Raw genomic sequence first — 23,121 nt, 5'->3', positions numbered from 1 at the left:
CGCCTCCAAGATGAGCCGCAACATCCTCGTCGAAGCCCTCTTCCGCGTCACCGGCTGGGGCATCAACGCCCGCATCCAGAAGCTCACCGGCAAGAAGCAGAAGTAGTCGCTGCTGCTCAGCCACAGCAAGGGGCGCGAGGAACTGCGCGAAATCGGAAGGGCACAGGTCGTCGCCTTCCGAGCTCGCCCAGCTCCCCGCGCCCCTTTCCGTCACAGCCGTGATCGGGCGGAGCCCGGGCGCGCCTACCGGGCAATCCGGGGTCGGTGAACCCAAGCTGGTCCCGTACGGGACCCGGCCTGGGCCCGCCGAGCCGACCAGGGAGCCGATGTGACACCGTCCCCGACCGACCAGACCGCCGGAGCCGACCCGGCCGGCGGCGGCCCCGGGACTCCGGCCGCCGCTCCGCTGCGGGTCGAGGTGTTCACCGGTCCCGAGACGGCGTTCTTCGCCACCTCCAGCCTGATCATCGGCGAGCGCACCGCCATCCTGGTGGACGCCCAGCTCACCCGCAGCGCCGGCCGCGAGCTCGCCGAGTGGATCGCCGGCAAGGACCGCCGGCTGCTGGCCATCGTGATCACCCACCAGCACCCGGACCACTTCTTCGGCGTCGAGGAGGTGCTCCGGCTCTTCCCCGAGGCCCAACTACTGGCCGCACCACCCGTGGTGGACGCCATCGCCCGGACGGCCGCCGCCAAGGTGGCCCAGTGGAAGCCGGTGTACGGCGACGACATCCCCGACCAGCCGCTGCTGCCCGCACCGCTGCTCCCGCAGCCGCTGATGATCGACCGTCAGCTGATCCGGGTGCTGCACCTCGGCCAGGCCGACTGCGCCGCCTCCACCATGGTGCACGTGCCCACCGCACGCACCGTCGTCGCGGGCGACTTCGTCTACAACGGCACCCACGTCTGGACGGCCGACACCGGACCCGCGCAGCGCGTCGAGTGGATCGACAACCTGTCCCGGATCGCCGACCTCGGCGTGGAACGGGTGATCGCGGGCCACCGGGCACCCGGCGCCGACGACGACGCGATGCGGGTGCTCACCTTCACCAGCGAGTACCTCCAGGACTTCGACCAGGCCCTGGCCGACCACCCGCACGACGCCGAGGCCCTGGTGGCAGCGGTGAACGAGCGCTACGGCGGCCTGACCCTCCCCGCGATCCTGGAGCTGGGGGCGGCCGCCAACACCGCCCGCCGCCCCCTGGAACGCCGCCTGCCACAGCCCGACGAGAACGGCATCGTCGACGCCGAGATCATCGAGGGCCCCTGAGGCGGAGCCCTGCCGGGGGCGTGCGGGCCCGTACCCGCCGGGATTCCCGCCACGGGCCGGATACTGGGCCCATGACGGCCTACGACGCGATGGTGCTGGCGGGCGGCGGTGCCCGCCGGCTCGGCGGAGCGGACAAGCCCGCCCAGCTGGTCGGCGGGCAGACCCTGCTCGACCGGGTGCTGGCGGCCTGCCGGGACGCCGGGACGACCGTGGTGGTCGGCCCCCGGCGGGAGACCGTCCGGGACGGCGTCCGCTGGACGCGCGAGCAGCCGCCCGGCGGCGGACCGGTGGCCGCGATCGCCGCCGGGCTCGCCCTGGTGACGGCCGACCGGGTACTGCTGCTCGCCGCCGACCTGCCCTTCCTCGACCGGCCGACCGCCGCCCGGCTGCTGGCCGCCCTCGACGACGAGGCGGCGGACGCGGCCCTGCTGGTCGACGCCGCCGGCCGCGACCAGCCGCTGGCCGCCGCCTACCGGACGGCCGCGCTGCGCGCCTCGCTCGCCGCCCTCGGCGACCCCTCCGGGCTCCCGCTGCGCCGCCTGACCACCCCGCTGCGGACCGTACGGCTCGCGGACCCGGCCGGGGCGGCGTACGACTGCGACACCTGGGAGGAGCTCGCGCAGGCACGCGAGCGCGAGCGCGAGCGGACGGAGCAGCGGGAGCGCAGGGAGCGCAGGGAGCAGCGGGAGGCCCGTTGAGCCCGTCCTCACAGCCCGTCGGCCCGGCCGGTGAGCGGAACGACGCGCGACGGTCATCACCGGAACCCTCCGTGCGGCGCGGAATCAGGCAGCATGGGGGCTATGGAGCGCACGCTGGATGACTGGATCGCCGAGGTCGGCACCGAACTGGGGATCGACCTCGACGTCGATGTGCGGGGGCTGCTCGACCTCACCCGGGTGGTCGCGCACGGGGTGGCCCGGCCGGCCGCCCCGCTGACGGCCTTCCTGATCGGCTACGCCGCCGCCCAGCAGGGTGGCGGCCCGGCCGCCGTGACCGCCGCGAGCGCCCGTGCGGCGGCGCTGGCCGAACGCTGGGCCGCAGCGGCGGCCGCCGAAGCACCGGAAGCCGCACCTGAAGCCGCACCTGGGGCCGCGCCCGGCGCAGGGCCGGCGTGAACGGCCTGACCGCGCTCTCCGACGTGACCGAAGCCGGCCGACCGTCGCAGCGGCACCTGACCGACTGCTCCTGGCCGCAGGCCCGCCGGGCCGCCCGGCTGGCCGGCCGCCGCCCGCTGCCCGCGATCGAGGCCGCACTCGCGGACGCCCTCGGCCACACCCTGGCCGTGCCGCTCGCCGCCCTGACCGACCTGCCCGCCTTCGACACCTCCGCCATGGACGGCTGGGCGGTCTCCGGCCCCGGCCCCTGGCGGACGGTCGGCCGCGTCCTCGCCGGGCAGCCCTGCGCGCCGATCGCGGACGGCGAGGCGGTGGAGATCGCCACCGGAGCCCAGCTCCCGCCCGGTGCCACGGCCGTCCTGCGCCGTGAACACGGCCGTACCGTCCCGGACGGCGGCGCCCCCGCCGCCGTTGCCACCGCCACGGGCCAGGGTCTCGGGCCCGGGCTGCTGCACGCGCTGGGCACCGGCTCGGTGCCCCCCGGGCAGGATGTCCGGCCGCGCGGCCAGGAGTGCCGCCGGGGTGAGCCGCTGCTCCCGGCGGGGACGCCCGTCACCCCGGCGGTGCTCGGCCTCGCCGCCGCCTGCGGGCACGACCGGCTCACCGTGCACCGCCGCCCGACCGTCGAACTGCTGGTGCTCGGCGACGAACTCGTCGACTCCGGCCTCCCGTCGGCCGGGCTGGTCCGGGACGCCCTCGGCCCGCTGCTGCCGCCCTGGCTGCACGCCGCCGGGGCCGAGCTGATCGGCCGGCGGCACGTCCGGGACGACTTCGGGCTGCTCCGGGACGCCGTCCGGCACTCGCCCGCCGACGTGGTGGTCACCACCGGCGGTACGGCGGCCGGGCCGGTCGACTTCCTGCACGAGGCGCTGGCGGCGGCGGGCGGCCGGCTGCTGGTCGACGGTGTCGCCGTCCGTCCGGGGCACCCCATGCTGCTCGCCGAACTGCCCGGCGGACGCCACCTGGTGGGGCTGCCGGGCAACCCGCTGGCCGCCGTCGCGGGCGCCGTCACCCTCGCGCTGCCGCTGCTGCACGCCCTCTCCGGGCGCCCGGCCCCCGAGGCACGGCCGGAGACCGCCGCCGTCGTCCTCCCGGGGCACCCGGCCGACACCAGGCTGCTGCCGGTGGTCCGGGGGGAGCGCGGCGTCCTGCCGCTGGCCTTCGACGGCCCGGCGATGCTGCGCGGTCTGGCGCTGGCCGAGGCGCTCGCGGTCGTCCCGCCCGGCGGCCTGCCGGCCGGTGCCGGGGTCGAGCTGCTGGCGACCCCGTGAGGCCCGGCGGCGCCCGCCCCGACCTCGACGGCATCCTGCTGCCCGCCCGGCCCGCCGCGCCACCGCTGCGGCAGGTCGGGCTGCGGCTGGCGCTCGCGCTCGCGGTGCTGCTCGCCACCACGCTGATCGTCTGGCTGGACCGGTCCGGCTACCACGACAACGCGAACGACACGGTGAGCTTCCTGGACGCCGCGTACTACGCGACCGTCACCCTCTCCACCACCGGCTACGGCGACATCACGCCGGTCAGCGACGGTGCCCGGCTCACCAACATCCTGGTGATCACCCCGCTGCGGGTGCTCTTCCTGATCATCCTGGTCGGCACCACCCTCGAAGTGCTGACCGAGCGCACCCGCAAGCAGTGGCGGCTGAACCGCTGGAGGTCCACCGTGCGCGAGCACACCGTCGTCGTCGGGTACGGCACCAAGGGGCGCAGCGCCGTCGACACCCTGGTCGGGCAGGGCGTGGCCAAGGACTCGATCGTGGTCGTCGACCCGCAGCGCAAGGTGCTCGACCAGGCGGCCAGGGACGGCCTGGTCGGCGTCCTGGGCGACGCCACCCGGACGGACACCCTGCTGCGGGCCGAACTCCCCTCCGCCGCAAGGGTGGTGGTCGCTCCCGAGCGTGATGACACCGCCGTGCTGATCACGCTGACGATCCGTCAGCTCAACAAGTCCGCCACGGTGGTCGCGGCCGTCCGGGAGGACGAGAACGCACCGCTGCTGCGGCAGAGCGGCGCCGACCTGGTGGTGACCAGCTCCAGTTCGGCGGGCCGGCTGCTCGGCATGTCGATGCTCAGCCCGCACGCCGGGGCCGTGATGGAGGACCTGCTCACCTACGGCACCGGCTTGGACGTGATCGAGCGCCCGGTCACCCGGGCCGAGGCCGGCCGCAGCCCCCGCGACTGCGCGGACCTGGTGGTCGCGGTGGTCCGCGGGCACCGGATGATCAACTACACCGACCCGGAGGCCGCCGTCCTCCAGCTCACCGACCGCGTCATCACCATCCACCCGGCGAACGCGCGGACGGGGTGATGCTGCCGCCGGTACCCCCCCCGGTCCGGCCCCCTTGCGCGCCGGATCACGTACTCGACGGCGCCGGTGCCCTGTGCCAGGGTGCCCGGATGAGAACCCCCCGAAGCGCCGCGCGAACGGCGGTACTGGCCCCCGACGGCGCGGTCTTCCTGTTGCGGTCCGACAACAGCGAGGTCGGCGTCCACTGGAACATGCCCGGCGGCGGGATCGAGCCGGGCGAGAGCCCGGAGGAGGCCGCCCGCCGCGAACTCACGGAGGAGACCGGCTGGCCGGACGTCGTACCCGGCCCGCTGCTCTGCACCTGGGAGCACGACTTCACCTGGCACGGCACCCCCGTCCGCCAGCATGAGCACATCTTCCTCGGCCGGGGCCCGCGCCGCGGCCCGCACGGCGACGTGAGCGCGGTCCACGCCGAGGACCGCATCCTCGGCTGGCGCTGGTGGACCCCGGCCGACCTGGCCCACCCCGATGCGGACCCGCTCTGGCCCCCGCAGCTCCCGTCGCTGCTCGCCGCCGTCCGCGTGGACTGGCTGGCGGGCAGGGAGCCGGGCGGTCCGGTGGAGCTCGGGTACGTCCCGAACGGGCGGTAGCCGCCGAGCGCCGAGCGCCGCCCGGGTCCGGGAGGCGATCCGCAGCCCGAGGGGCGCCACGCGTCCCGGGTCTTGCCGAAAACTACGGTCCCCGCGCAGCTGGGCAGTAGGTTCGGGGCATGTATGCGATGACGATTCCCGAGCCCGGCGGACCAGAGGCACTCAAGTGGACCGAAGTCCCCGACCCGGTCGCCGGTGAGGGTGAAGTGCTGGTCGAGGTGGTCGCGACCGCCGTCAACCGGGCTGACCTGTTGCAGCGGCAGGGGCACTACAGCCCGCCGCCCGGTGCCTCGCCGTACCCGGGGCTGGAGTGCTCGGGGCGGATCGTCGCGCTCGGGGCCGGGGTGTCCGGGTGGGCGGTGGGCGACGAGGTCTGCGCGCTGCTGTCCGGCGGCGGGTACGCCGAGCGGGTGGCCGTGCCGGTGGGCCAACTGCTGCCGGTGCCCAAGGGGTTGAGCCTGGTGGAGGCGGCGGCGCTGCCCGAGGTCGCGGCCACGGTCTGGTCGAACGTGTTCATGGTGGCCCATCTGCGGCCCACCGAGACGGTGCTGCTGCACGGCGGCGCGAGCGGGATCGGGACGATGGCGATCCAGCTGGCCAAGGCGGTCGGCGCCAAGGTGCTGGTGACGGCCGGGAGCGCCGAGAAGCTGGCCCGCTGCCGGGAGCTCGGTGCGGACGTCGGGATCAACTACCGCGAGCAGGACTTCGTCGAGGCCGTCCGGGAGGCCACCGACGGCGCCGGGGTCGACGTGATCCTGGACATCATGGGTGCCAAGTACCTCCAGCGGAACGTGGACGCGCTGGCGGTGAACGGCCGAGTGGTGATCATCGGCCTGCAGGGCGGCGTGAAGGGCGAGTTGGACCTCGGCACGATGCTGCGCAAGCGCGCTGCGGTGGTGGCGACCAACCTGCGCGGCCGTCCGCTGGCGGAGAAGGCGGCGATCGTGGCGGCGGTGCGCGAGCACATCTGGCCGCTGATCGAGTCGGGCGTGGTCAAGCCCGTCGTGGACCGGGTGCTGCCGCTCACCGAGGCGGGCGCCGGGCACCGCGTCCTGGAGGTCGGCGAGCAGGTCGGGAAGGTCGTCCTCCAGGTCTGAGTCCGCAGCCGCCACCCCCGTACCGAGAGCGTCGTCCGGCCTTGCCGTCAGGCGTGTTCCGTCGAGCGGGGCTGCTTCGTCGGGATCCGCTGGGTGAAGAACATCGCGAGGAGGGCGGTCAGGGCGAGGATGGCGAGCGCGGCGCGCAGACCGTCGAGCCTGGCCGCGGCGTTCGCGTCGAGCGCGGCGCGACTCACCTCCGTGCTGGTGCCCGCCTGGTCGAGGGCGGTCCGGAGCTGGGCGTCCGACAGGAAGGGCACGCCGCTCTCCAGTCTTACGGTCGCCTGGCTCTTGACCTGGTCCGGGATGGCCGGGTTCTGCGCGATGCCGGTCAGGAAGGAGCTCGTCAACGCGGCGACAAGGATCGACCCGGCCAGTGCGGTGCCGATCGAGGCGCCGAGGTTGGTGACGGCGTTCTGGATGCCGCCGACCTCGGCGCTCTGCTCGTCCGGCACGGCGGAGACGGTGACAGCCCCGAGCTGGGACGCCAGCGCGCCCATGCCGAGCCCGATCAGCAGGAGCGGGACGGTGACGATCTCGGCGCCCGCGTTCGTGTCGAGCGCGGCCAGCAGGACCAGCGCCCCCGCGAACAGGAAGAGGATCCCGAGTCGTACCACCCGCCGTGGCGAGACGTCCGGGAGCAGGCGTGGGATCAGGATCGCGGCCGCCAGCAGGGTCAGCGAGAGCGGCAGGATGCGTACGCCGGTCTTGAGCGCGGACAGACCGAGGGCGACCGACAGGTAGAGCGGTACGAGGAAGAAGACGCCCATCTGCACGAGGTACTGGAAGAAGAACATCGTCAGGCCGCCGGTGAGTTGCCGGTTGCGCAGCAGGACCGGGTCCACCAGAGGCTCCCTGCGCTGTTCCACGAGGTGGGCCTCCCAGTGCAGGAAGAGCCGGATCAGGAGAAGCCCGGCGAGCATCAGCCACACGACCAGGGAGATGCCGAGCCAGGCAGGTGCGTCGGGTTTCGGCAGGAACCAGCCCCATTCGGACGAGCGGAGCACGCCGTAGACGAAGACCCCGAGCCCGAGGGCGGAGAGCACGGCGCCGACGAGGTCGATGCGCGGGCGCTGGTCGGTCGGCGCGTCTGCGATGCGGCGGGTGAGTACCAGGATGCCGACCACGATCGCGACCTCACCGGCGAAGACCCAGCGCCAGGAGAAGTACGTCGTCGCGACTCCGCCGATGAGCGGCCCGACGGCGATCGCCGCAGCTCCTGCGGCGGCGACGAGTCCGTAGGCGGCGGGCCGGCGTTCGGCCGCGAAGTTGCCGGCGACGAGCGCCACGATCGCGGGCAGGATGAGCGCCGCCCCGATCCCTTCGAGGAACGACCAGCCGAGCAGGAGCACGGGCAGGTTCGGTGCGAGCGCCGTCGTCAGCGATCCGCAGCCGTAGACGCCGCAGCCGATCGTGAACGCACGCTTGCGGCCGATGAGCGCGCCGACCTTGCCGCCGGGGATCATGAACATCGCCATCACGAGCGTGTAGGCCGTGATGGCGCCCTGGATCCCGGCCACGGTCGTACCCACGTCGTCGGCGACCGTCGCGATCGAGACGTTCATGACCGAGCTGTCGAGCGCCATCAGGAACTGTCCGGCCGCTAGCGTCAGCAGGACGAATCCCGCTGCTGCCGACCTCTCGGGAGCGCCTGCCCTGGGTGCCATGGGCGCCATGGTCCCAGGAGCCCCGAAGAGTGGATCCTCGACCCGCCATGGATGTCAGCCGGTTGGCGGCGGTCCGGTGCGGGCGGCTGCGCCGGTCAGCCGCTGCTGGCGTCCGCTGCCGCGGTCGAGGCCCAGATGACGGGGAAGCCGCCCCCCAGCAGACGTTCCACCCAGGCGAGCCGTTCCCGCAGCACCCCGTGGCGCCACTGCAGACCAGCGCCAGGAGCGTTGCGATCACCGGGAGGGCGGTCGAGACCTCCCTGCGGGCGCCGATGGACAGTGCCGCGGGTGATGCAGAAGACGAAGACGCCGAGGGAGAAGGCGAAGGTGCGCCAGACCACCGGGTCGTCGCGGAACAGGCCGAGACGCGGGGAGAAGCTGGCGATGGGCTTTTGTGTTGACTCTTGTGGGTTTCTGAGCAGTGCAATATCGTATGGCACCACCGTCGAAGTAGACGGCCCGGCGATTCCGCCAGCTCGGCTCCGCGCCGACGGCAAGTCGCCGGGTCCTGTCGTCATGTCCCCCACCGCAGTGCCCGTGGCGCCGCCGTGCCCTCCCCCGGATGAACATCTCGGTGCGCCAGAGCTCAGAGCCGACCCCCGCCAGCCGTGGCGGGGGCCGCCCCCCGGGGTGGTCCCCGCCACGGCCCTCCCCCACCTGGGAAGCCCCCACATGCGCACATCGCCACACCGCGTCGGCGGCATGCTCGCCGCCATGGCCCTCGCCGTCTCCGGCCTCGGCGCCACCGCCCTCGTCACCGCCGTTCCGGCCGCGGCCCTCGGCAACGGCAACGCCCTGACCCCGCCCATGGGTTGGAACTCCTGGAACACCATGGGCCCGTCCGTCACCGAGGCCGAGGTCAAGCAGACCATCGACTTCATGTCGGCCAACGGCCTGGTGCAGGCCGGCTACAACACCGTCACCGTGGACGACGGCTGGTCGATGCGCCACCGCAGCGGCCAGACCACGGACTTCGTGAAGACCGGCGACAACGCCATGCAGCTGTACGACGGCAACGGCAACCCGGTCTCCGGCACCGACGGCTCCGGCAACGACCCGACCAGCGGCCACCTGGTCACCGACCCCGGCTCGTTCCCCTCGCAGACCGTCAACGGCCAGACCGTGAACGGCATTCAGTACCTGACCTGGTACGCCCACAGCAAGGGCATGAAGTTCGGCCTGTACGCCACCGACACGTACACCACCTGCCAGGGCCACCCCGGCAGCCTGGGCCACGAGACCACCGACGCCAACGACTTCGTCTCCTGGGGTGTCGACTACGTCAAGTACGACGACTGCCCGTACGGCCCCACGATCACCCTCAACGGCTACAGCTACTACCCGCAGGGCGAGGGCAAGGAGCTCACCCAGTCCATCTACGCCCGGACGCAGACCTTCCAGCGCGCCCTGGACGCGGCGACCGCCGCCGCGGGCCGGCCGAAGGTGACCCTCAGCCTGTCCGCGCAGCCCGCGCACACCGGCATCCCCGAGCTGCTGAGCGCCAACGACCCGGCCCGCACCGATCCGCTGATCGTGGCCGCCGGTGTCCAGCCGCACCAGGCCGCCGGCTACTACCCCACCGGTGTGTGGTGCGGCCAGGTCGCCAACCTGTGCCGGATCGGCGGCGACCGGGACAGTGAGCTGGACGGCGTGCTCTACAACGGCCAGTTGCAGACGGCCCTGAAGTACCCGGGCAACGCGCACCCGGGCAGCTGGAACGACATGGACATGATGTTCGCCGGCTGGCAGGACACCAGCGGCGTCTGGGGCGTCACCGACACCTACAAGGGCAACAAGCCGTTCACCGACGACGAGTCGCGCACCGAGCTGTCCGTCCTGTCGATGATGGCCGCCCCGCTCATCTCCGGCGCCGACCTGCGCGCCACCGCCGACTCGCAGCACACCGCGAACGGCTACACCTGGTCCACCGGGATCAACTCCTCGGCGCTGGGTCTGCTGAAGAACCCCGACATGATCGCCGTCGACCAGGACAGCCTCGGCAAGCCCGCCACCCTGGTCGGCACCATGCCCAACTACCCGGCCTCGCAGACGGCCCCGGTGATCCTCAAGCGCCAGCTCGCCAATGGTGACCTGGCCGTCGCGCTGGTCAACCAGGACCCGAGCAACTGGGCCATGCCCAGTGCCACTTTCGCGGCCCTCGGCCTGACCGGCTCCAGCTACTCCTACCGGGACCTGTGGACCGGCGCGACCGGCACCCTCACTGGCACCGTCGGCGGCAGCTGGATCCCCGCGCACGGCGTCACGCTCCTGCGCATCGCCGGTGGCAGCATCGGCATGGGCGGCGGCGGCACCGGCGGCAGCGGGGCGAGCGTCGTCGGCGACGGCAAGTACCACGCGATCAGCGCGGGCGGCACCGGCGGCCAGGCGCTCGAAGTCCAGGGCGGCTGCAACGCCTCCGTCGGCGCCAACTCCGACATCAACGCCTACCAGAGCGGCAGCGCCGCCCAGCAGTGGCTGTTCACGCCCAACGCGGACGGCACCGTCACGATCACCGACAACTGCTACACCTCCGCCCAGAACCACACCGTGCTGGCCGGCGGCGGCGGGGTCGGCAGCGCCTACCTGCTCAACCCCTCGGCCAACAACCCCTGGCAGAAGTGGAAGGTCGTCCAGAACGGCGCCGGTGCACTGACCGTCACCAACGTCGGCAACGGCCTGGTCCTGGACGTCGCCGGTACCGGCGCAGGCTCGACCGGGATGACCAACCCGGCCAACCCGGCCGCGGCCGGGCAGAGCTGGAGCGTCCTGTCCTGACCGGGCGCCCCTGAACGGAGGACGGGCGGTGCCCGGCACGGTACGACCGTGCCGGGCACCGCCCGTCCTGTACGGCTTTCGCGTACCGCCTACGCGTACCGCTTTCGTACGCCTGCTCAGGGCTGCGCGGGCCCGGCCGGGCTACTCCGTGACGGTGAGGACGATCTTCCCGGTGGTGCGGTCCGTCTCGCCGAGCGCGTGCGCCTTCGCCGCCTCCGCCAGCGGCAGCACGGTGTCGAGTTCGACGCGCAGCCGGCCGGAGTCGACCAGGGCGGCGATGGCGCGCAGGCCGGCCCGGTCGGGTTCGACCAGCATGAAGCCCGCCTCCAGGCCCTGCGCCCGGGCGGCCTCCACCGGTGCGTCGGGCAGGAGTTGGACGAGGCGGCCGCCGGGGCGCAGCGTCCGCAGCGAGCGGACGGCGTTCTCGCCGCCGATCGGGTCGACCACGACGTCGATGTCCCGGGCCGCCCGGACGAAGTCGGTGGTGGTGTAGTCGATCACCTCGTCGGCGCCGAGCGACCGGACGAACGCGTGCTTGCCGGCGCTCGCGGTGCCGAGCACGTACGCGCCCAGCGCCTTGGCGATCTGGACGGCGAGGTGGCCGACGCCGCCCGCCGCGGCGTGGATCAGGACGCGCTGGCCCGGCCGTACGTCCGCGATGTCCACCAGGGCCTGGCGCGCCGTGAGTGCGGCCAGCGGCAGGGCGGCGGCCCGGGTGTGGTCCAGTGAGGCCGGCTTGAGGGCGAAGTGCCGGGCCGGGGCCGTGACGTACTCGGCGTAGGCCCGGGCCTGGTGCGGGAAGCACGGCATGCCGAAGACCTCGTCGCCGGGGGCGAACAGCAGGACGCCGTCGCCGACGGCCTCCACCACCCCGGAGACGTCGTAGCCCGGGACGAACAGCTCCCCGGCGGGGGCGCCGCCGCGCGCCCGGCGCTTCCAGTCCACCGGGTTGACCCCGGCCGCGTGCACCCGGACCAGGATCTCGGTCGGCCCGGGCACCGGGCGGGCGATCTCGACCGGGAGCAGCACCTCGGGGCCGCCCGCCTCCGTCGTGCCCATCGCCCGCATCCGGGCGCCGGAGGCGTCGTTCGAACCGTTCTCGCTCATGGCCGTTCTCCCACTGTCGGTAGGCCGCCCGATCTGCGGCGCAGCACCAGACTGCTGGACGGGCGCGGAGAGCGGCAGTGGCCCGGGGGCCATCATCTGAAAGAATCGGGCCATGGCCCGTATCGTCGTTCTCGCGCTTCCCGGTGTCGTCCCGTTCGAGCTGGGCATTCCCGCCCGGATCTTCGGAGCGGCCGTCGACCAGGCGGGCGGCCGGCTGTACGAGGTGGTCACCTGCAGCCTGGACGGGCGTCCGGTGCGCACCGACGCCGACTACAGCATCAGCGTCGAGCACGACGCGCGGGCGTTGGCCACGGCGGACATCGTGGTCATCCCGCCCTCGCACGCTCTGGGCTCCGTGATGGCGGACGGCCGCCTGCCGGCCGAGGTCACCGATGCGCTCGCGCTGGTGCGGCCGGGGGCGAAGCTGGTGGCGATCTGCACCGGCGCCTTCGTGCTGGGGGCGGCCGGGCTGCTCGACGACCGTCCGGCGACCACGCACTGGCGGCTGGCCGACCGGCTGGCCCGGCTCTTCCCGAAGATCGCCGTCGACCCGGACGTGCTCTTCGTCGACGACGGCGACGTGCTCACCTCCGCCGGGGTCGCCGCCGGGATCGACCTCTGCCTGCACCTGATCCGCAGCGAGCACGGCAGCGCCGTCGCCAGTGCGGTGTCCCGGGACTGCGTCGTCCCGCCCGCCCGGGACGGCGGCCAGGCCCAGTACATCGAACGTCCCGTTCCCGAGCCGTCGGCCGGCTCCACCGCCGCCGCCCGCCAGTGGGCGCTGGAGCACCTCGACCGGCCGCTCGCCCTGGCCGACCTGGCCGGGCGGGCGGCCCTGAGCACCCGGACCTTCACCCGCCGCTTCCGGGCCGAGACCGGCCTCAGCCCCGGCCAGTGGCTGGCCCGCCAGCGCGTCGACCTCGCCCGCCACCTGCTCGAAGCCACCGACCTGCCGATCGACCTGATCGCCGACCGCGCGGGCTTCGGGACGGCCACCTCGATGCGCCAGCACCTGCACGCGGCGATCGGTGTCTCGCCCAGCGCCTACCGCCGCACCTTCCAGCCTGCCCAGCTCTTCCGGCCGCCGACCGGGTCGGCGCAGTCGGCGCAGCGCCCGGCCCCGAGCCTGGTTCAGCGTCCGGCACAGCGCCCGGCCGAGCATCCGGCCCCGGCCCGCCAGTAGGCGTTTTTCGGTGGAAATGCCCGGAATGACGGAATGTGTGACGCTGGTCCGGAGCTGTCCCGCCGCCGTCCGCGTCCCAGCGCGGCCGGCCGTCGGAAGGACGTCCGTCCGTGGCCGCAATTCCGTGCGTGTTCTCCGAGCTCCTCTCCGCCCTGCCGAGCGGCTGTGCCGCGTCCCGCCGATGGGCGGCCCTGACCGCTGCCGGGCTGGCCGTCCCGCTGCTGCTGGCCTGCCCGGCGTCGGCGACAGGCGGACCGGGCACGCCGGGTACGGCGGGGGGCCCCGGCGAGGCGGTCGCGGCGGTGGGTGCGGCTGCCCCGGCGGCACCGTACATACCCGACGGCGCCATGCCGCCGCTGCCGCAGGCCCCTGCTGTTCCTGCCGTCCCCGTGCCTGTGCCTGCGCCCGTTCTCCCCGAGCCGTCCGTCCCACCGCCGTCGATGCCTCCGCTGCCGACGATGCCCGCACTGCCGACGATGCCCGCTGTACCCACGCTCCCCACGCTCCCCGCCGAGACCGCCACGCCGTGCCCGCCGACCCCCTGCCCGCCGACCCAGGCACCCGACCCGGCGGAGTCCGATCCGGCCACTGCACCCCCGACCCCGACCCCGGCTCCCACCCCGGCCGGTCCGGGCCTGCCGTCGGCCGGTGCCACCGCCTCCCCGTCGCCCGTACCGTCCGCGACCCAGCCCGCGAGCCCGGCCGTCGGCGTTCCGGCGGGTGCGGCGCAGTCACCGCCCGCCGTCCGCAAGCCGGTGCCGGAGCTGGCCCCCGAGCAGGCCCCGGCGGACGCCCCCGAGGCGCAGCCCGCCGCAGCGGCCCCGGCGGCCGACAACCAGTCCGCCGACCGGTCCGCCGACCAGTCCGGCGATCAGTCCGGCGACGCTGCGCCGGGTGACGCGGCAGGTCTGTCCGACCCCGCCGACCCGGCCGTCGTGGCTGCGCCCGCCGTGCCCGCCACCCCCGCCGTGCGGCGCCCGGCCGCCCAGGCCGCCGCCGACCCGACCACCCCGCTGCGGTGGACCGACCCCTCGACCCTGCAGTTCCCGCTGGGTGCGGGGCTGGCGATGATCGGGGCGGGGCTGGGGCTGGTGGGCCTGCGGCTGCGGCGCCGCTGACCACGGGAGTGCTGACCACGGGAGTGCTGACCACAGGGCCGCTGACCACGGGGTCGCCGGCCGAAGGGCCGTGGACCCTGCATCATGGTCAGTCAGTTGACCCTCTCCATGCCCGAAGCATATGAAGGAGCTATGACTAACCCGATGAACGAACCGTCAGAGCCGGAGTCGTACCAGGCGTCGGGCGGACAGCCGGGGGACAGCCCGAAGGTGCTGATCGTCGGCCCGGACGGGATGCCCATCGGCGCGGTGCCGGGTTCGGGGTTCGGCCGGACCAGGGACGGCGAGATGGTCGAACCCCGGGAACTGCCCGTGACCGAGATGGTCGAGCAGCCGGCCAAGGTCATGCGGATCGGCAGCATGATCAAGCAGCTGCTGGAGGAGGTCCGCGCGGCGCCTCTCGACGAGGCCAGCCGGGTCCGGCTGAAGGAGATCCACAAGAGCTCGATCAAGGAGCTGGAGCTCGGCCTCGCACCCGAGCTGGTCGAGGAGCTGGAGCGGCTGTCGCTGCCGTTCACCGACGACACCATCCCCACCGAGGCCGAGCTGCGGATCGCCCAGGCCCAGCTGGTCGGGTGGCTGGAGGGCCTGTTCCACGGCATCCAGACCGCACTGTTCGCCCAGCAGATGGCCGCCCGCGCGCAGTTGGAGCAGATGCGGCGGGCCCTGCCGCCCGGCAGCCACGGCGCCGAGCACGACTTCGAGGAGCCGAACGACGGCCGCGGCCTGCGCTCCGGCCCCTACCTGTAGGAGCGGTGCCGGAGGGACCGGCCGGCCGGGCCGGGCCCGCCCCGGGTGGTGCGTGGCCGGAGTACGGATCGGGGGTGGCAGCGCCGCCCCTGGGCCGGGCGGGGCGGCTCCGAGCCGATACCCTGACCCGAGTCGTCGGCCCCCCGGCCGACGGCCGGGGTCGGCGGGGCCGAGGGCCTGTGCGATCGCGCGCCCGGGCCGCCCGTCCGGACGGGGACCACACGTCGCGGCCGCGGTGCCACACCCGGCCGCCGGGGAAGCAGAGGACCATGAGCGAGTACGGCACCACGGCCGGGGGGCACTCCCTGGGCAACGGCCGCTACGTGCTGCAGCACCTGCTCGGCCAGGGCGGCATGGCGTCCGTGCACCTGGCCCACGACACGGTGCTGGACCGCCAGGTCGCGGTGAAGACGCTGCACACCGAGCTGGGCCGCGAGCAGTCCTTCCGCGAGCGGTTCCGCCGGGAGGCGCAGGCCGTCGCGCGGCTCCAGCACAGCAACATCGTCTCGGTCTTCGACAGTGGCGAGGACGTCGGCCCGGACGGGGCCACCACGCCGTACATCGTCATGGAGTACGTCGAGGGCAAGGCGCTGCGGGACCTGCTCAACGAGGCGATCCGGCAGCACGGCGCGATGCCCGCCGAGCAGGCGCTGAGGATCACGGCGGCGGTGCTGTCCGCGCTGGAGGCCTCGCACGACCAGAACCTGGTGCACCGCGACATCAAGCCGGGCAACGTCATGGTCACCGGCAAGGGCGTCGTCAAGGTGATGGACTTCGGCATCGCGCGGGCGCTCCAGTCGGGGGTGACCTCGATGACCCAGACCGGCATGGTGGTCGGCACCCCGCAGTACCTCTCGCCCGAGCAGGCGCTCGGCAAGAGCGTCGATGCCCGCTCGGACCTCTACTCCGTCGGCTGCATGCTCTTCGAACTGCTCACCGGCCAACTGCCGTTCGACGGCGACTCGCCGTTCTCGATCGCGTACAAGCACGTCCAGGAGGAGCCGCCCGCGCCGTCCGGCGTCAACCCCGCGGTGCGGCCCGCTGCGGACGCGCTGGTGGCCCGCGCGCTGCGCAAGGACCCGGCGCACCGCTTCCCGAGTGCCGAGACCATGCGGCAGGAGCTCGAACGGGTCCTGGCGGCCGAGCAGAACGGCGGCGGCACCCCGCAGGCCGGCAGCACGCTCCAGGGCAGCACGCCGCTGGTGATCGGCGAGGGCCCGCGCTCGGTGCACGCCGCACCCTCGCTGAGCGGCTTCCCGCAGGTGATGGGGGACGTCCGGACCCCGTCCCCGCAGATCCTCCAGCCGTACCAGCCGCCCACGCCGCCGCCGTACGGCCCGCAGACCCCGCCGCCGTACCCGCAACCGCAGATGCAGCAGCCGTACCAGGCGCGGCAGACCCCGCCGCCCTACCCGCAGCAGCAGGTGCAGCAGCCGCAGCACTACGCGACCCCGCAGCCCTTCCCGCAGCAGGCGCAGACCCCGCCGTACGGCCCCGGGCCGGCCTACGGCCAGGCGGCGCAGGGCGCGCCGTTCGCGCCGAAGCGGGCGAACAGCAACAGCGGGTGCTTCACCGCGCTCGTGGTGGTCGGTGTGATCATCGGTCTGATCGTGCTCGCCGCGGTGATCGTCGAGATCGTGGCGGTGAAGAAGCAGAAGGACCTGAACAACTCGTACACGGGCTCGCGGCGCCCGGCGGCCGTGCTCCGGCTGGGACCGGACGGCCGGATCGGGCCACCCGCCGCCGGGGCGGGCGTTCTCCGCTGAGCCTCCCGAAGCGGTAGCGTTCGGGGGACGGAACCGATAGGGCGACTGCGCACCGAGCGAGGGCCCGGGGCGAGGAGCGATGGCAGAGACGAAGCAGCCGGACGACGGCGAGGCGGAGCAGACGCCCGACTCCGCCGAGTCCACCCGTGAGACCCCCCAGGTGTCCGAGATCACCGCCGAGACGCGGGTCCTGCCCGCCGCCGCGCAGACCCCCGGACGCGGCACCGCCGCCCCGCTGGGCACGGTCGGCGACGGCCGCTACCGCCTGACCCACCGCCTCGGCCGCGGCGGGATGGCGGAGGTGTTCGCGGCCCAGGACGTACGGCTGGCCCGTACGGTCGCGGTCAAGCTGCTCCGCTCCGAACTGGCCCAGGACGACGTCGCGCGGCTGCGGTTCACCCGCGAGGCGCACTCCGTCGCGGGGCTCAACCATCACTCGATCGTCGCTGTCTACGACACCGGCGAGGAGCACCACGACGGCGAGTCCACGCCGTACATCGTGATGGAGATCGTCGAGGGGCGGACGGTCCGCGAGCTGCTGGTGGACGAGGAGGCGCCGCCGGTCGACCAGGCGCTGATCATCACCGCCGGGGTGCTGGAGGCGCTCGCCTACAGCCACCAGCACGGCATCGTGCACCGCGACATCAAGCCCGCCAACGTGATCATCACGACCGGCGGCGCCGTCAAGGTGATGGACTTCGGCATCGCCCGCGCCCTCACCGGCGCCGCCAGCACCATGACCCAGACCGGCATGGTGATGGGCACCCCGCAGTATCTCTCGCCCGAGCAGGCGCTCGGCAAGCCCGTCGACCACCGGTCCGACCTGTACGCGGCCGGGTGCATGCTCTACGAGCTGCTGACGCTGCGTCCGCCGTTCGTCGGCGAGACCCCGCTCGCCGTGGTCTACCAGCACGTCCAGGACGCGCCCGTACCGCCCTCGCAGGTCAACTCGCGGGTGCCGGGCGCCTTCGACGAGCTGGTGCTGCGCTCGCTGGCCAAGAACCCGGACGACCGCTTCCAGAGCGCCGACGAGTTCCGCGCCCACCTCCAGCACGCGCTGCGCGAGATGCACGGCGCGGCCGGTGCGGGCTACGCGGCCGGAGCGGCGGCTGCCGCGGCTGCCGCCGCGGGTCTCGCCGCCGCGGGCTCGGGCCACAGCGGCGGCCGCCCCGGTTACGACGGTCCGTCCAGCGGCGGCACGGCGATGACCGCGCCGCTCGGCGCGGTGGGCGGCGCCGAGCCGACGGCGATGCTCCCGTACCAGGTGAACTCCCCCTACAACACCCCGTCGCAGGGCTACCCGCCGGCCGGTGGCGGTGGCGGTGGCCACTACGGCGACGAAGGCGACGGGCGGGACGGGCGCGGCCGCAAGCCCTGGTTCTGGCTGGTCGGCGCGGTGGTGCTGGTGCTCGCGGCGACCGGCGGCGTCGTGCTGGCGATGGGCGGCGGCACCAAGACCCCGAAGGTCCCGACGCTGCCGCAGACCAGCGTCTCGACGCCCGGCGACACCGCCACGACCGACAGCCTGACCCCGTCCCCGAGCCGTTCCACCACCACCAGCAACAGCACCGGCACCGGTTCGGGTACCGGCGGCTACAGCTACTCGCCGAGCGAGTCCCCGAGCAGTTCGCCCTCCGCGAGCCGCTCGCACTCCGCCTCGCCGTCGCCCTCCCCGTCGACCTCGCCCTCCGGCTCGCCGACCGACACGGGCTCCACCTCGCCCACGCCGTCCGACTCGGCCAGCGAGCCGCCGTCCTCCCCGCCGGCCAGCTCCCCGGCCACCCAGGCTCCGCCGCCCAGCGGCAGCCCCAAGCCGGGCGGCGGAGCCAAGACGCCGTAGACCGACCGGCGCATGGTGGGTGGATGAAGGAGCGGCGTCCGGACTCTCGCCTGGACGGCTTCTCCTCAGTCGCCGATGCTCCGCATGGACTCCATCGTCGGCACCGCCCAGACTCGGCCCGGACGCCGCTCCTTCATCCACCCACCATGCGCCGGTCGGTCTTAGCGCCGCGCCTGCGCGCCCCCGGCCGACCGGCGCAGGGGCGCGCAGGGCCTCCCGCCCGCGCCGGTGCGGGCCGGCTCAGTTCGCGAAGGCGTCCAGCACCTGCTCGTACTCCTCGCACCACCAGCTCAGTTGCGCCGCGGCCGCCGGGAACAGCGGGTCGGCCCGGTGGTCGGCGCGCTGGTAGCGCCACTGGAGCATCCAGAAGTCGTTCAGGCGCTCCCACCAGACCCGGTGCACCGCCGCCGCCAGCCCGTCGGCGGTGGCCGCGCCGGTGGCGCGGTAGGCCCGGGAGTAGTGGCGGACCCGGCCGAGGTCCAGCACGCCGCTCTCCTGGTCGTTGAAGACCAGCGTGGCGGCCCGGACGGCCTCCTCGGCGCTCGGGCGCAGCCCGAGCTTGTCCCAGTCGAGCACCGCGGCGACCCGCCCGTCCGCGTAGAGCAGGTTGAGGCCGTGGAAGTCGCCGTGCGTCCAGCCGGTGGGCGGGGCATCCTCGGGGGCCGGGCGCCGGTGCCGGTGGGCGGCGAGCAGGTCCAGCCGTTCGGCGAGCCGCTGCTCGGCGAGGGTGTCGAAGGCGTCGTGCGGCCGGTGGCGCCGGGCCCGCCACCGCAGGTCGGCGATCAGCCGCTCGGTCTCGGCGGGGTCGGCGGAGCGGTGGCCGGCCGGCTGCCGTACGGGGGCGCAGACGCGTCCGAGTGCGCCGTGCAGGCTCCCGAGCAGCGTGCCGAGTTCACCGCACTGCTGCTGGTCCAGCCCGGTGCCGTGCCGGTGCCGGCCCGGTACCCAGGGGAAGAGCGCGAACCGCCGTCCGCCGTGCACGGTGACGGTCTGCCCGTTCCGGGCCCGCAGCGGCGCGACGGCCGGCAGCCCGAGGGAGCGCAGCGCGGCGGTGGCCCGGTGCTGGGCGGTGATCGCCGTCCGGGAGGCGGTGGTGCGGTCGACGTAGCACTTCAGGAAGTACCGGCCGGTCTCCGTGGTGACCCGGTACCCCCGGTTGAGCAGCCCCTCGGACACCGGTATCACCTCCTTCGGCACCCCCGCCCGGTAGGCGCGCAGCACCCCCGCGACCGCCACTCTCGCGACGGGGGGGCTGAGGGTGCCGACGGGGGGTGCGGAGCTGTCCGGGCGTGCCGGAGCGCACAGGATGATCTGGCCGTACGTCACTCAGCAGAGCGTAGTGGGATGGCGCAGGGGGACTTGACAGAGTGTCAGTTATCTGCTCAGTGGCCGTGATCCGCCTGATGGCGGGCGACATAGGCGGCGGCCTGGGTCCGGCGCTCCATCCCCATCTTGGCCAGCAGACTCGAAACGTAGTTCTTGACGGTTTTTTCGGCCAAATGCAGCTCGTTGCCGATCTGGCGGTTGGTCATGCCCTCGCCGATCAGGTCGAGGATGCGGCGTTCCTGCTTCGTCAACTGGGCGAGCCGTTCGTCCTCCTTCTCTCCGCCGTCGCGCAGCCGGGCCAGTACGCGGCTGGTGGCGACCGGGTCGAGCAGCGACTTCCCGGCCGCCACGTCGCGGACGGCGGAGAGCAGGTCGGTGCCCCGGATCGCCTTCAGTACGTACCCGGAGGCCCCCGCCATGATGGCGTCGAAGAGCGCTTCGTCGTCCGAGAAGGAGGTCAGCATGAGGCACTTGATCCCGGGCTGCCGGGAGCGGACCTCGCGGCAGACCTCGACGCCGTTGCCGTCCGGCAGCCGGACGTCCAGGACGGCGACGTCCGGGTCGACGGCCGGGATCCGGGCGAGCGCCTCGGCGGCGGTGCCGGCCTCGCCGACCACCTCGATGTCGCCGTCCATCGAGAGGAGATCGTGTACGCCCCGGCGGACGACCTCATGATCATCTAGCAGGAAAACCCTGATCCGCCCGTTTCCAGTCACGGTCAAATGCTCCCATACCGTCGTACACCGGATCTATCGCCCATGCCGGTGCGAACACAGAATCGATGCCTGTTACCCCCTTACGCGGAGGGCTCTGCCCGGATAGCGTGCGCAGGTGTCCTGACGGCCACCGTGCTGAGAGCTGCGCCACACCCGCCGCTCTCGGACGTGAACAAGTAGGACGTCCTAGCGCAAGCGCGCCAAGGGGCGCCTCTGGGTAACGTTCTCGTGAGGGACGCCGTCGGAAAGGGAACACCACCTGCCCCGCAGACGGTGCGCACACCCACGCGTGCTTGCAGGGAGGTGACCGGACCGGTCACCGGCGACCCCGGGCGGCCGGACAGACCGAGGAGTGAACGTGACCGTCAAAAGCACGACGAGGGCGCGCAAGAAGGCCGCTGCCCCCGCCGCCCCTGACAATCTCCGCGCGGGTTCGGACACCCAGCCGGAGCTGGTCCAGCTGCTCACGCCGGAAGGCGTCAGGGTCGAGCACCCGGACTACCCGCTGGAGACATCGCCGGAGGAGCTCCGCGCCCTCTACCGCGATCTGGTGCTGGTCCGGCGTTTCGACGCCGAGGCGACCGCACTGCAGCGTCAGGGAGAGCTCGGCCTGTGGGCCTCGCTGCTCGGCCAGGAGGCAGCCCAGGTCGGTTCCGGTCGCGCGATGCGCCCCGGCGACTACGCCTTCCCCACCTACCGCGAGCACGGCGTGGCCTGGTGCCGCGACGTGGACCCGCTGAACCTGCTCGGCATGTTCCGTGGTGTGAACCACGGCGGCTGGGACCCGAACGAGAAGAACTTCCACCTCTACACGATCGTGATCGGCGCCCAGGCGCTGCACGCGACCGGGTACGCGATGGGCATCACCAAGGACGGCACGGACGACGCGGTGATCGCCTACTTCGGCGACGGCGCCTCCAGCCAGGGTGACGTGAACGAGGCCTTCACCTTCGCCTCGGTCTACAACTCGCCGGTGGTCTTCTTCTGCCAGAACAACCAGTGGGCGATCTCCGAGCCCACCACCACCCAGACCAAGATCCCGTTGTACCGCCGCGCCTCCGGCTTCGGCTTCCCGGGCGTCCGGGTGGACGGCAACGACGTGCTGGCCTGCCTGGCGGTCACCCGCTGGGCGCTGGACCACGCCCGTACCGGCAACGGCCCGGTGCTGATCGAGGCGTTCACCTACCGGATGGGCGCGCACACCACCTCCGACGACCCGACCCGCTACCGGGAGACCGAGGAGACCGAGTCCTGGAAGGCCAAGGACCCGATCTCCCGCCTCAAGGCCTACCTGGAGCAGGAGGGCCTCGTGGACGAGGAGTTCCTGGCCGGTATCGAGGCCGAGAGCGTGGCGCTGGGCCTGCGGGTGCGTGAAGGCGTGCGCAGCATGCCCGACCCGGACCCGACCCTGATCTTCGACCACGTGTACGCCGAGCCGCACACACTGGTGGACGAGGAGCGGGCCGAGTACGAGGCGTACGCGGCGTCCTTCGAGGGCGGGGAGAACCTCTGATGGCTGGTCAGCTGAGCATGGCGAAGGCGCTCAACAACGCCCTTCGCAAGTCGCTGGAGAGCGACCCCAAGACCCTTCTCATGGGCGAGGACATCGGAAAGCTGGGCGGTGTCTTCCGGATCACCGACGGCCTCCAGAAGGACTTCGGCGAGGACCGGGTGATCGACACCCCGCTCGCCGAGTCCGGCATCATGGGCACCGCCATCGGCCTGGCCCTGCGCGGCTACCGCCCGGTGGTCGAGATCCAGTTCGACGGCTTCGTCTACCCGGCCTTCGACCAGATCGTCTCGCAGCTCGCCAAGATGCACGCCCGCGCACTGGGCCAGATCAAGATGCCGGTCACCGTCCGCATCCCGTACGCGGGCGGCATCGGCGCGGTCGAGCACCACAGCGAGTCGCACGAGGCGTACTTCGCGCACACGGCCGGCCTGCGGGTGGTCACCCCCTCCAACGCGCACGACGCGCACTGGATGCTCCGCCAGGCGATCGCCTCGGACGACCCGGTGATCTTCCTGGAGCCCAAGCGCCGCTACTGGGACAAGGCCGAGGTCGGCGACGCCGCCGACCTGTCGCTGCACTCCGCGCGGATCGTCCGCCCCGGCACCGACGCGACGCTGATCGCGTACGGGCCGATGGTCAAGGTCTGCCAGGAGGCCGCCGCGGCCGCCGCCGAGGACGGCCGGCAGCTGGAGGTCGTCGACCTGCGCTCGCTGTCGCCGATCGACTTCGCCGTCCTGGAGGAGTCCGTCAAGCGGACCGGGCGCGGCATCGTCGTGCACGAGGCACCGGTCTTCCTGGGCATGGGCGCCGAGCTCGCCGCCCGGCTCACCGAGCGCTGCTTCTACCACCTGGAGGCGCCGATCCTGCGGGTCGGCGGCTACCACGCGCCGTACCCGCCGTCCCGGGTGGAAGAGGCCTTCCTGCCCGACCTCGACCGCGTACTCGACGCCGTCGACCGCGCGCTGGCGTTCTGAGAGAGGAGC

Annotated in this window: 18 protein-coding genes and 3 pseudogenes; 16 read left to right on the top strand and 5 right to left on the bottom strand. The window is 73.5% G+C overall.

The features are described 5' to 3' along the window. The 8 genes and pseudogenes from ABD330_RS22180 to ABD330_RS22145 form a co-directional block, all read left to right on the top strand. Nucleotides 1-106 (top strand): annotated as a pseudogene (locus ABD330_RS22180) (dolichol-phosphate mannosyltransferase); the annotation flags it as partial. Nucleotides 107-328: 222 nt separating this feature from the next. Beyond that, nucleotides 329-1,270, top strand: coding sequence for an MBL fold metallo-hydrolase (locus tag ABD330_RS22175; RefSeq protein WP_344467671.1), 942 nt, complete (start codon nt 329-331; stop codon nt 1,268-1,270). 71 nt (nt 1,271-1,341) lie between these two features. Beyond that, nucleotides 1,342-1,914, top strand: a pseudogene (gene mobA / locus ABD330_RS22170) (molybdenum cofactor guanylyltransferase); the annotation flags it as partial. 168 nt (nt 1,915-2,082) lie between these two features. Beyond that, nucleotides 2,083-2,385 (top strand): annotated as a pseudogene (locus ABD330_RS22165) (DUF6457 domain-containing protein); the annotation flags it as partial. Between the two features lie 23 nt (nt 2,386-2,408). Next, the gene (locus tag ABD330_RS22160) at nt 2,409-3,656 is read left to right on the top strand and encodes a molybdopterin molybdotransferase MoeA (protein WP_344467675.1); all 1,248 of its coding nucleotides are present in this window, start codon (nt 2,409-2,411) and stop codon (nt 3,654-3,656) included. Then, complete coding sequence (locus tag ABD330_RS22155; RefSeq protein WP_425555608.1) at nt 3,653-4,690, top strand: potassium channel family protein; 1,038 nt, start codon at nt 3,653-3,655, stop codon at nt 4,688-4,690. The genes ABD330_RS22160 and ABD330_RS22155 overlap by 4 nt, the downstream gene beginning before the upstream one ends. Nucleotides 4,691-4,779: 89 nt before the next feature. Further along, nucleotides 4,780-5,280: an NUDIX hydrolase gene (locus ABD330_RS22150; protein WP_344467670.1), complete on the top strand. Its 501-nt coding sequence runs from the start codon at nt 4,780-4,782 to the stop codon at nt 5,278-5,280. Between the two features lie 119 nt (nt 5,281-5,399). Further along, the gene (locus tag ABD330_RS22145; protein ID WP_344467669.1) at nt 5,400-6,377 is read left to right on the top strand and encodes an NAD(P)H-quinone oxidoreductase; all 978 of its coding nucleotides are present in this window, start codon (nt 5,400-5,402) and stop codon (nt 6,375-6,377) included. Nucleotides 6,378-6,424: 47 nt separating this feature from the next. On the opposite strand, the gene ABD330_RS22140 is transcribed toward ABD330_RS22145, so the two are convergent. Further along, on the bottom strand, nt 6,425-8,044 hold the full coding sequence (locus ABD330_RS22140) for an MFS transporter (RefSeq protein WP_344467668.1): 1,620 nt from the start codon (nt 8,042-8,044) through the stop codon (nt 6,425-6,427). Between the two features lie 95 nt (nt 8,045-8,139). After that, nucleotides 8,140-8,487: a hypothetical protein gene (locus ABD330_RS22135; RefSeq protein ID WP_344467667.1), complete on the bottom strand. Its 348-nt coding sequence runs from the start codon at nt 8,485-8,487 to the stop codon at nt 8,140-8,142. Nucleotides 8,488-8,716: 229 nt separating this feature from the next. On the opposite strand from ABD330_RS22135, the gene ABD330_RS22130 reads away from it, so the two are divergent. After that, nucleotides 8,717-10,819 carry an alpha-galactosidase gene (locus ABD330_RS22130; RefSeq protein ID WP_344467666.1) on the top strand — a complete coding sequence of 701 codons (2,103 nt, stop codon included), beginning with the start codon at nt 8,717-8,719 and terminating at the stop codon, nt 10,817-10,819. A gap of 141 nt (nt 10,820-10,960) precedes the next feature. Here ABD330_RS22130 and ABD330_RS22125 read toward each other — a convergent pair whose 3' ends face one another. Then, nucleotides 10,961-11,926: an NADP-dependent oxidoreductase gene (locus tag ABD330_RS22125; RefSeq protein WP_344467665.1), complete on the bottom strand. Its 966-nt coding sequence runs from the start codon at nt 11,924-11,926 to the stop codon at nt 10,961-10,963. Between the two features lie 112 nt (nt 11,927-12,038). Between ABD330_RS22125 and ABD330_RS22120 the strand changes: the two genes are divergently transcribed. The 5 genes from ABD330_RS22120 (at nt 12,039) to ABD330_RS22100 (ending at nt 18,583) form a co-directional block, all read left to right on the top strand. Next, entirely contained in the window at nt 12,039-13,109 is a 1,071-nt protein-coding gene (locus ABD330_RS22120; RefSeq protein WP_344467664.1) for a GlxA family transcriptional regulator, read from the top strand. A gap of 110 nt (nt 13,110-13,219) precedes the next feature. Beyond that, a complete protein-coding gene (locus ABD330_RS22115; protein WP_344467663.1) occupies nt 13,220-14,227 on the top strand; it encodes a hypothetical protein in 1,008 nt (335 codons plus the stop codon). 144 nt (nt 14,228-14,371) lie between these two features. After that, nucleotides 14,372-14,977, top strand: a complete 606-nt coding sequence (locus ABD330_RS22110; protein WP_344467662.1) for a bacterial proteasome activator family protein — start codon at nt 14,372-14,374, stop codon at nt 14,975-14,977. A 269-nt stretch (nt 14,978-15,246) separates the two neighbouring features. Continuing rightward, nucleotides 15,247-16,743 carry a protein kinase domain-containing protein gene (locus ABD330_RS22105; protein WP_344467661.1) on the top strand — a complete coding sequence of 499 codons (1,497 nt, stop codon included), beginning with the start codon at nt 15,247-15,249 and terminating at the stop codon, nt 16,741-16,743. Between the two features lie 79 nt (nt 16,744-16,822). Next, entirely contained in the window at nt 16,823-18,583 is a 1,761-nt protein-coding gene (locus ABD330_RS22100; protein WP_344467660.1) for a protein kinase domain-containing protein, read from the top strand. Nucleotides 18,584-18,823: 240 nt separating this feature from the next. Here ABD330_RS22100 and ABD330_RS22095 read toward each other — a convergent pair whose 3' ends face one another. Together ABD330_RS22095 and ABD330_RS22090 are read right to left on the bottom strand one after the other, a co-directional pair. After that, a complete protein-coding gene (locus ABD330_RS22095; RefSeq protein WP_344467659.1) occupies nt 18,824-19,909 on the bottom strand; it encodes a phosphotransferase enzyme family protein in 1,086 nt (361 codons plus the stop codon). Between the two features lie 56 nt (nt 19,910-19,965). Beyond that, on the bottom strand, nt 19,966-20,625 hold the full coding sequence (locus tag ABD330_RS22090; protein WP_344467658.1) for a response regulator: 660 nt from the start codon (nt 20,623-20,625) through the stop codon (nt 19,966-19,968). A 358-nt stretch (nt 20,626-20,983) separates the two neighbouring features. Between ABD330_RS22090 and pdhA the strand changes: the two genes are divergently transcribed. Next, nucleotides 20,984-22,138: a pyruvate dehydrogenase (acetyl-transferring) E1 component subunit alpha gene (gene pdhA, locus ABD330_RS22085; protein WP_425555607.1), complete on the top strand. Its 1,155-nt coding sequence runs from the start codon at nt 20,984-20,986 to the stop codon at nt 22,136-22,138. Then, nucleotides 22,138-23,112 (top strand): alpha-ketoacid dehydrogenase subunit beta, encoded by a 975-nt coding sequence (locus ABD330_RS22080; RefSeq protein ID WP_344467656.1) that lies wholly within the window; start codon nt 22,138-22,140, stop codon nt 23,110-23,112. The genes pdhA and ABD330_RS22080 overlap by 1 nt, the downstream gene beginning before the upstream one ends. The last annotated feature ends 9 nt before the right edge of the window (nt 23,113-23,121 follow it).

Origin of the sequence: Kitasatospora kazusensis (assembly GCF_039529945.1) — a bacterium.
Taxonomy (GTDB): Bacteria; Actinomycetota; Actinomycetes; order Streptomycetales; family Streptomycetaceae; genus Kitasatospora; species Kitasatospora kazusensis.
Note: the sequence above shows the minus strand (reverse complement) of the source record. Positions and strands in the feature narration are given on the sequence as shown.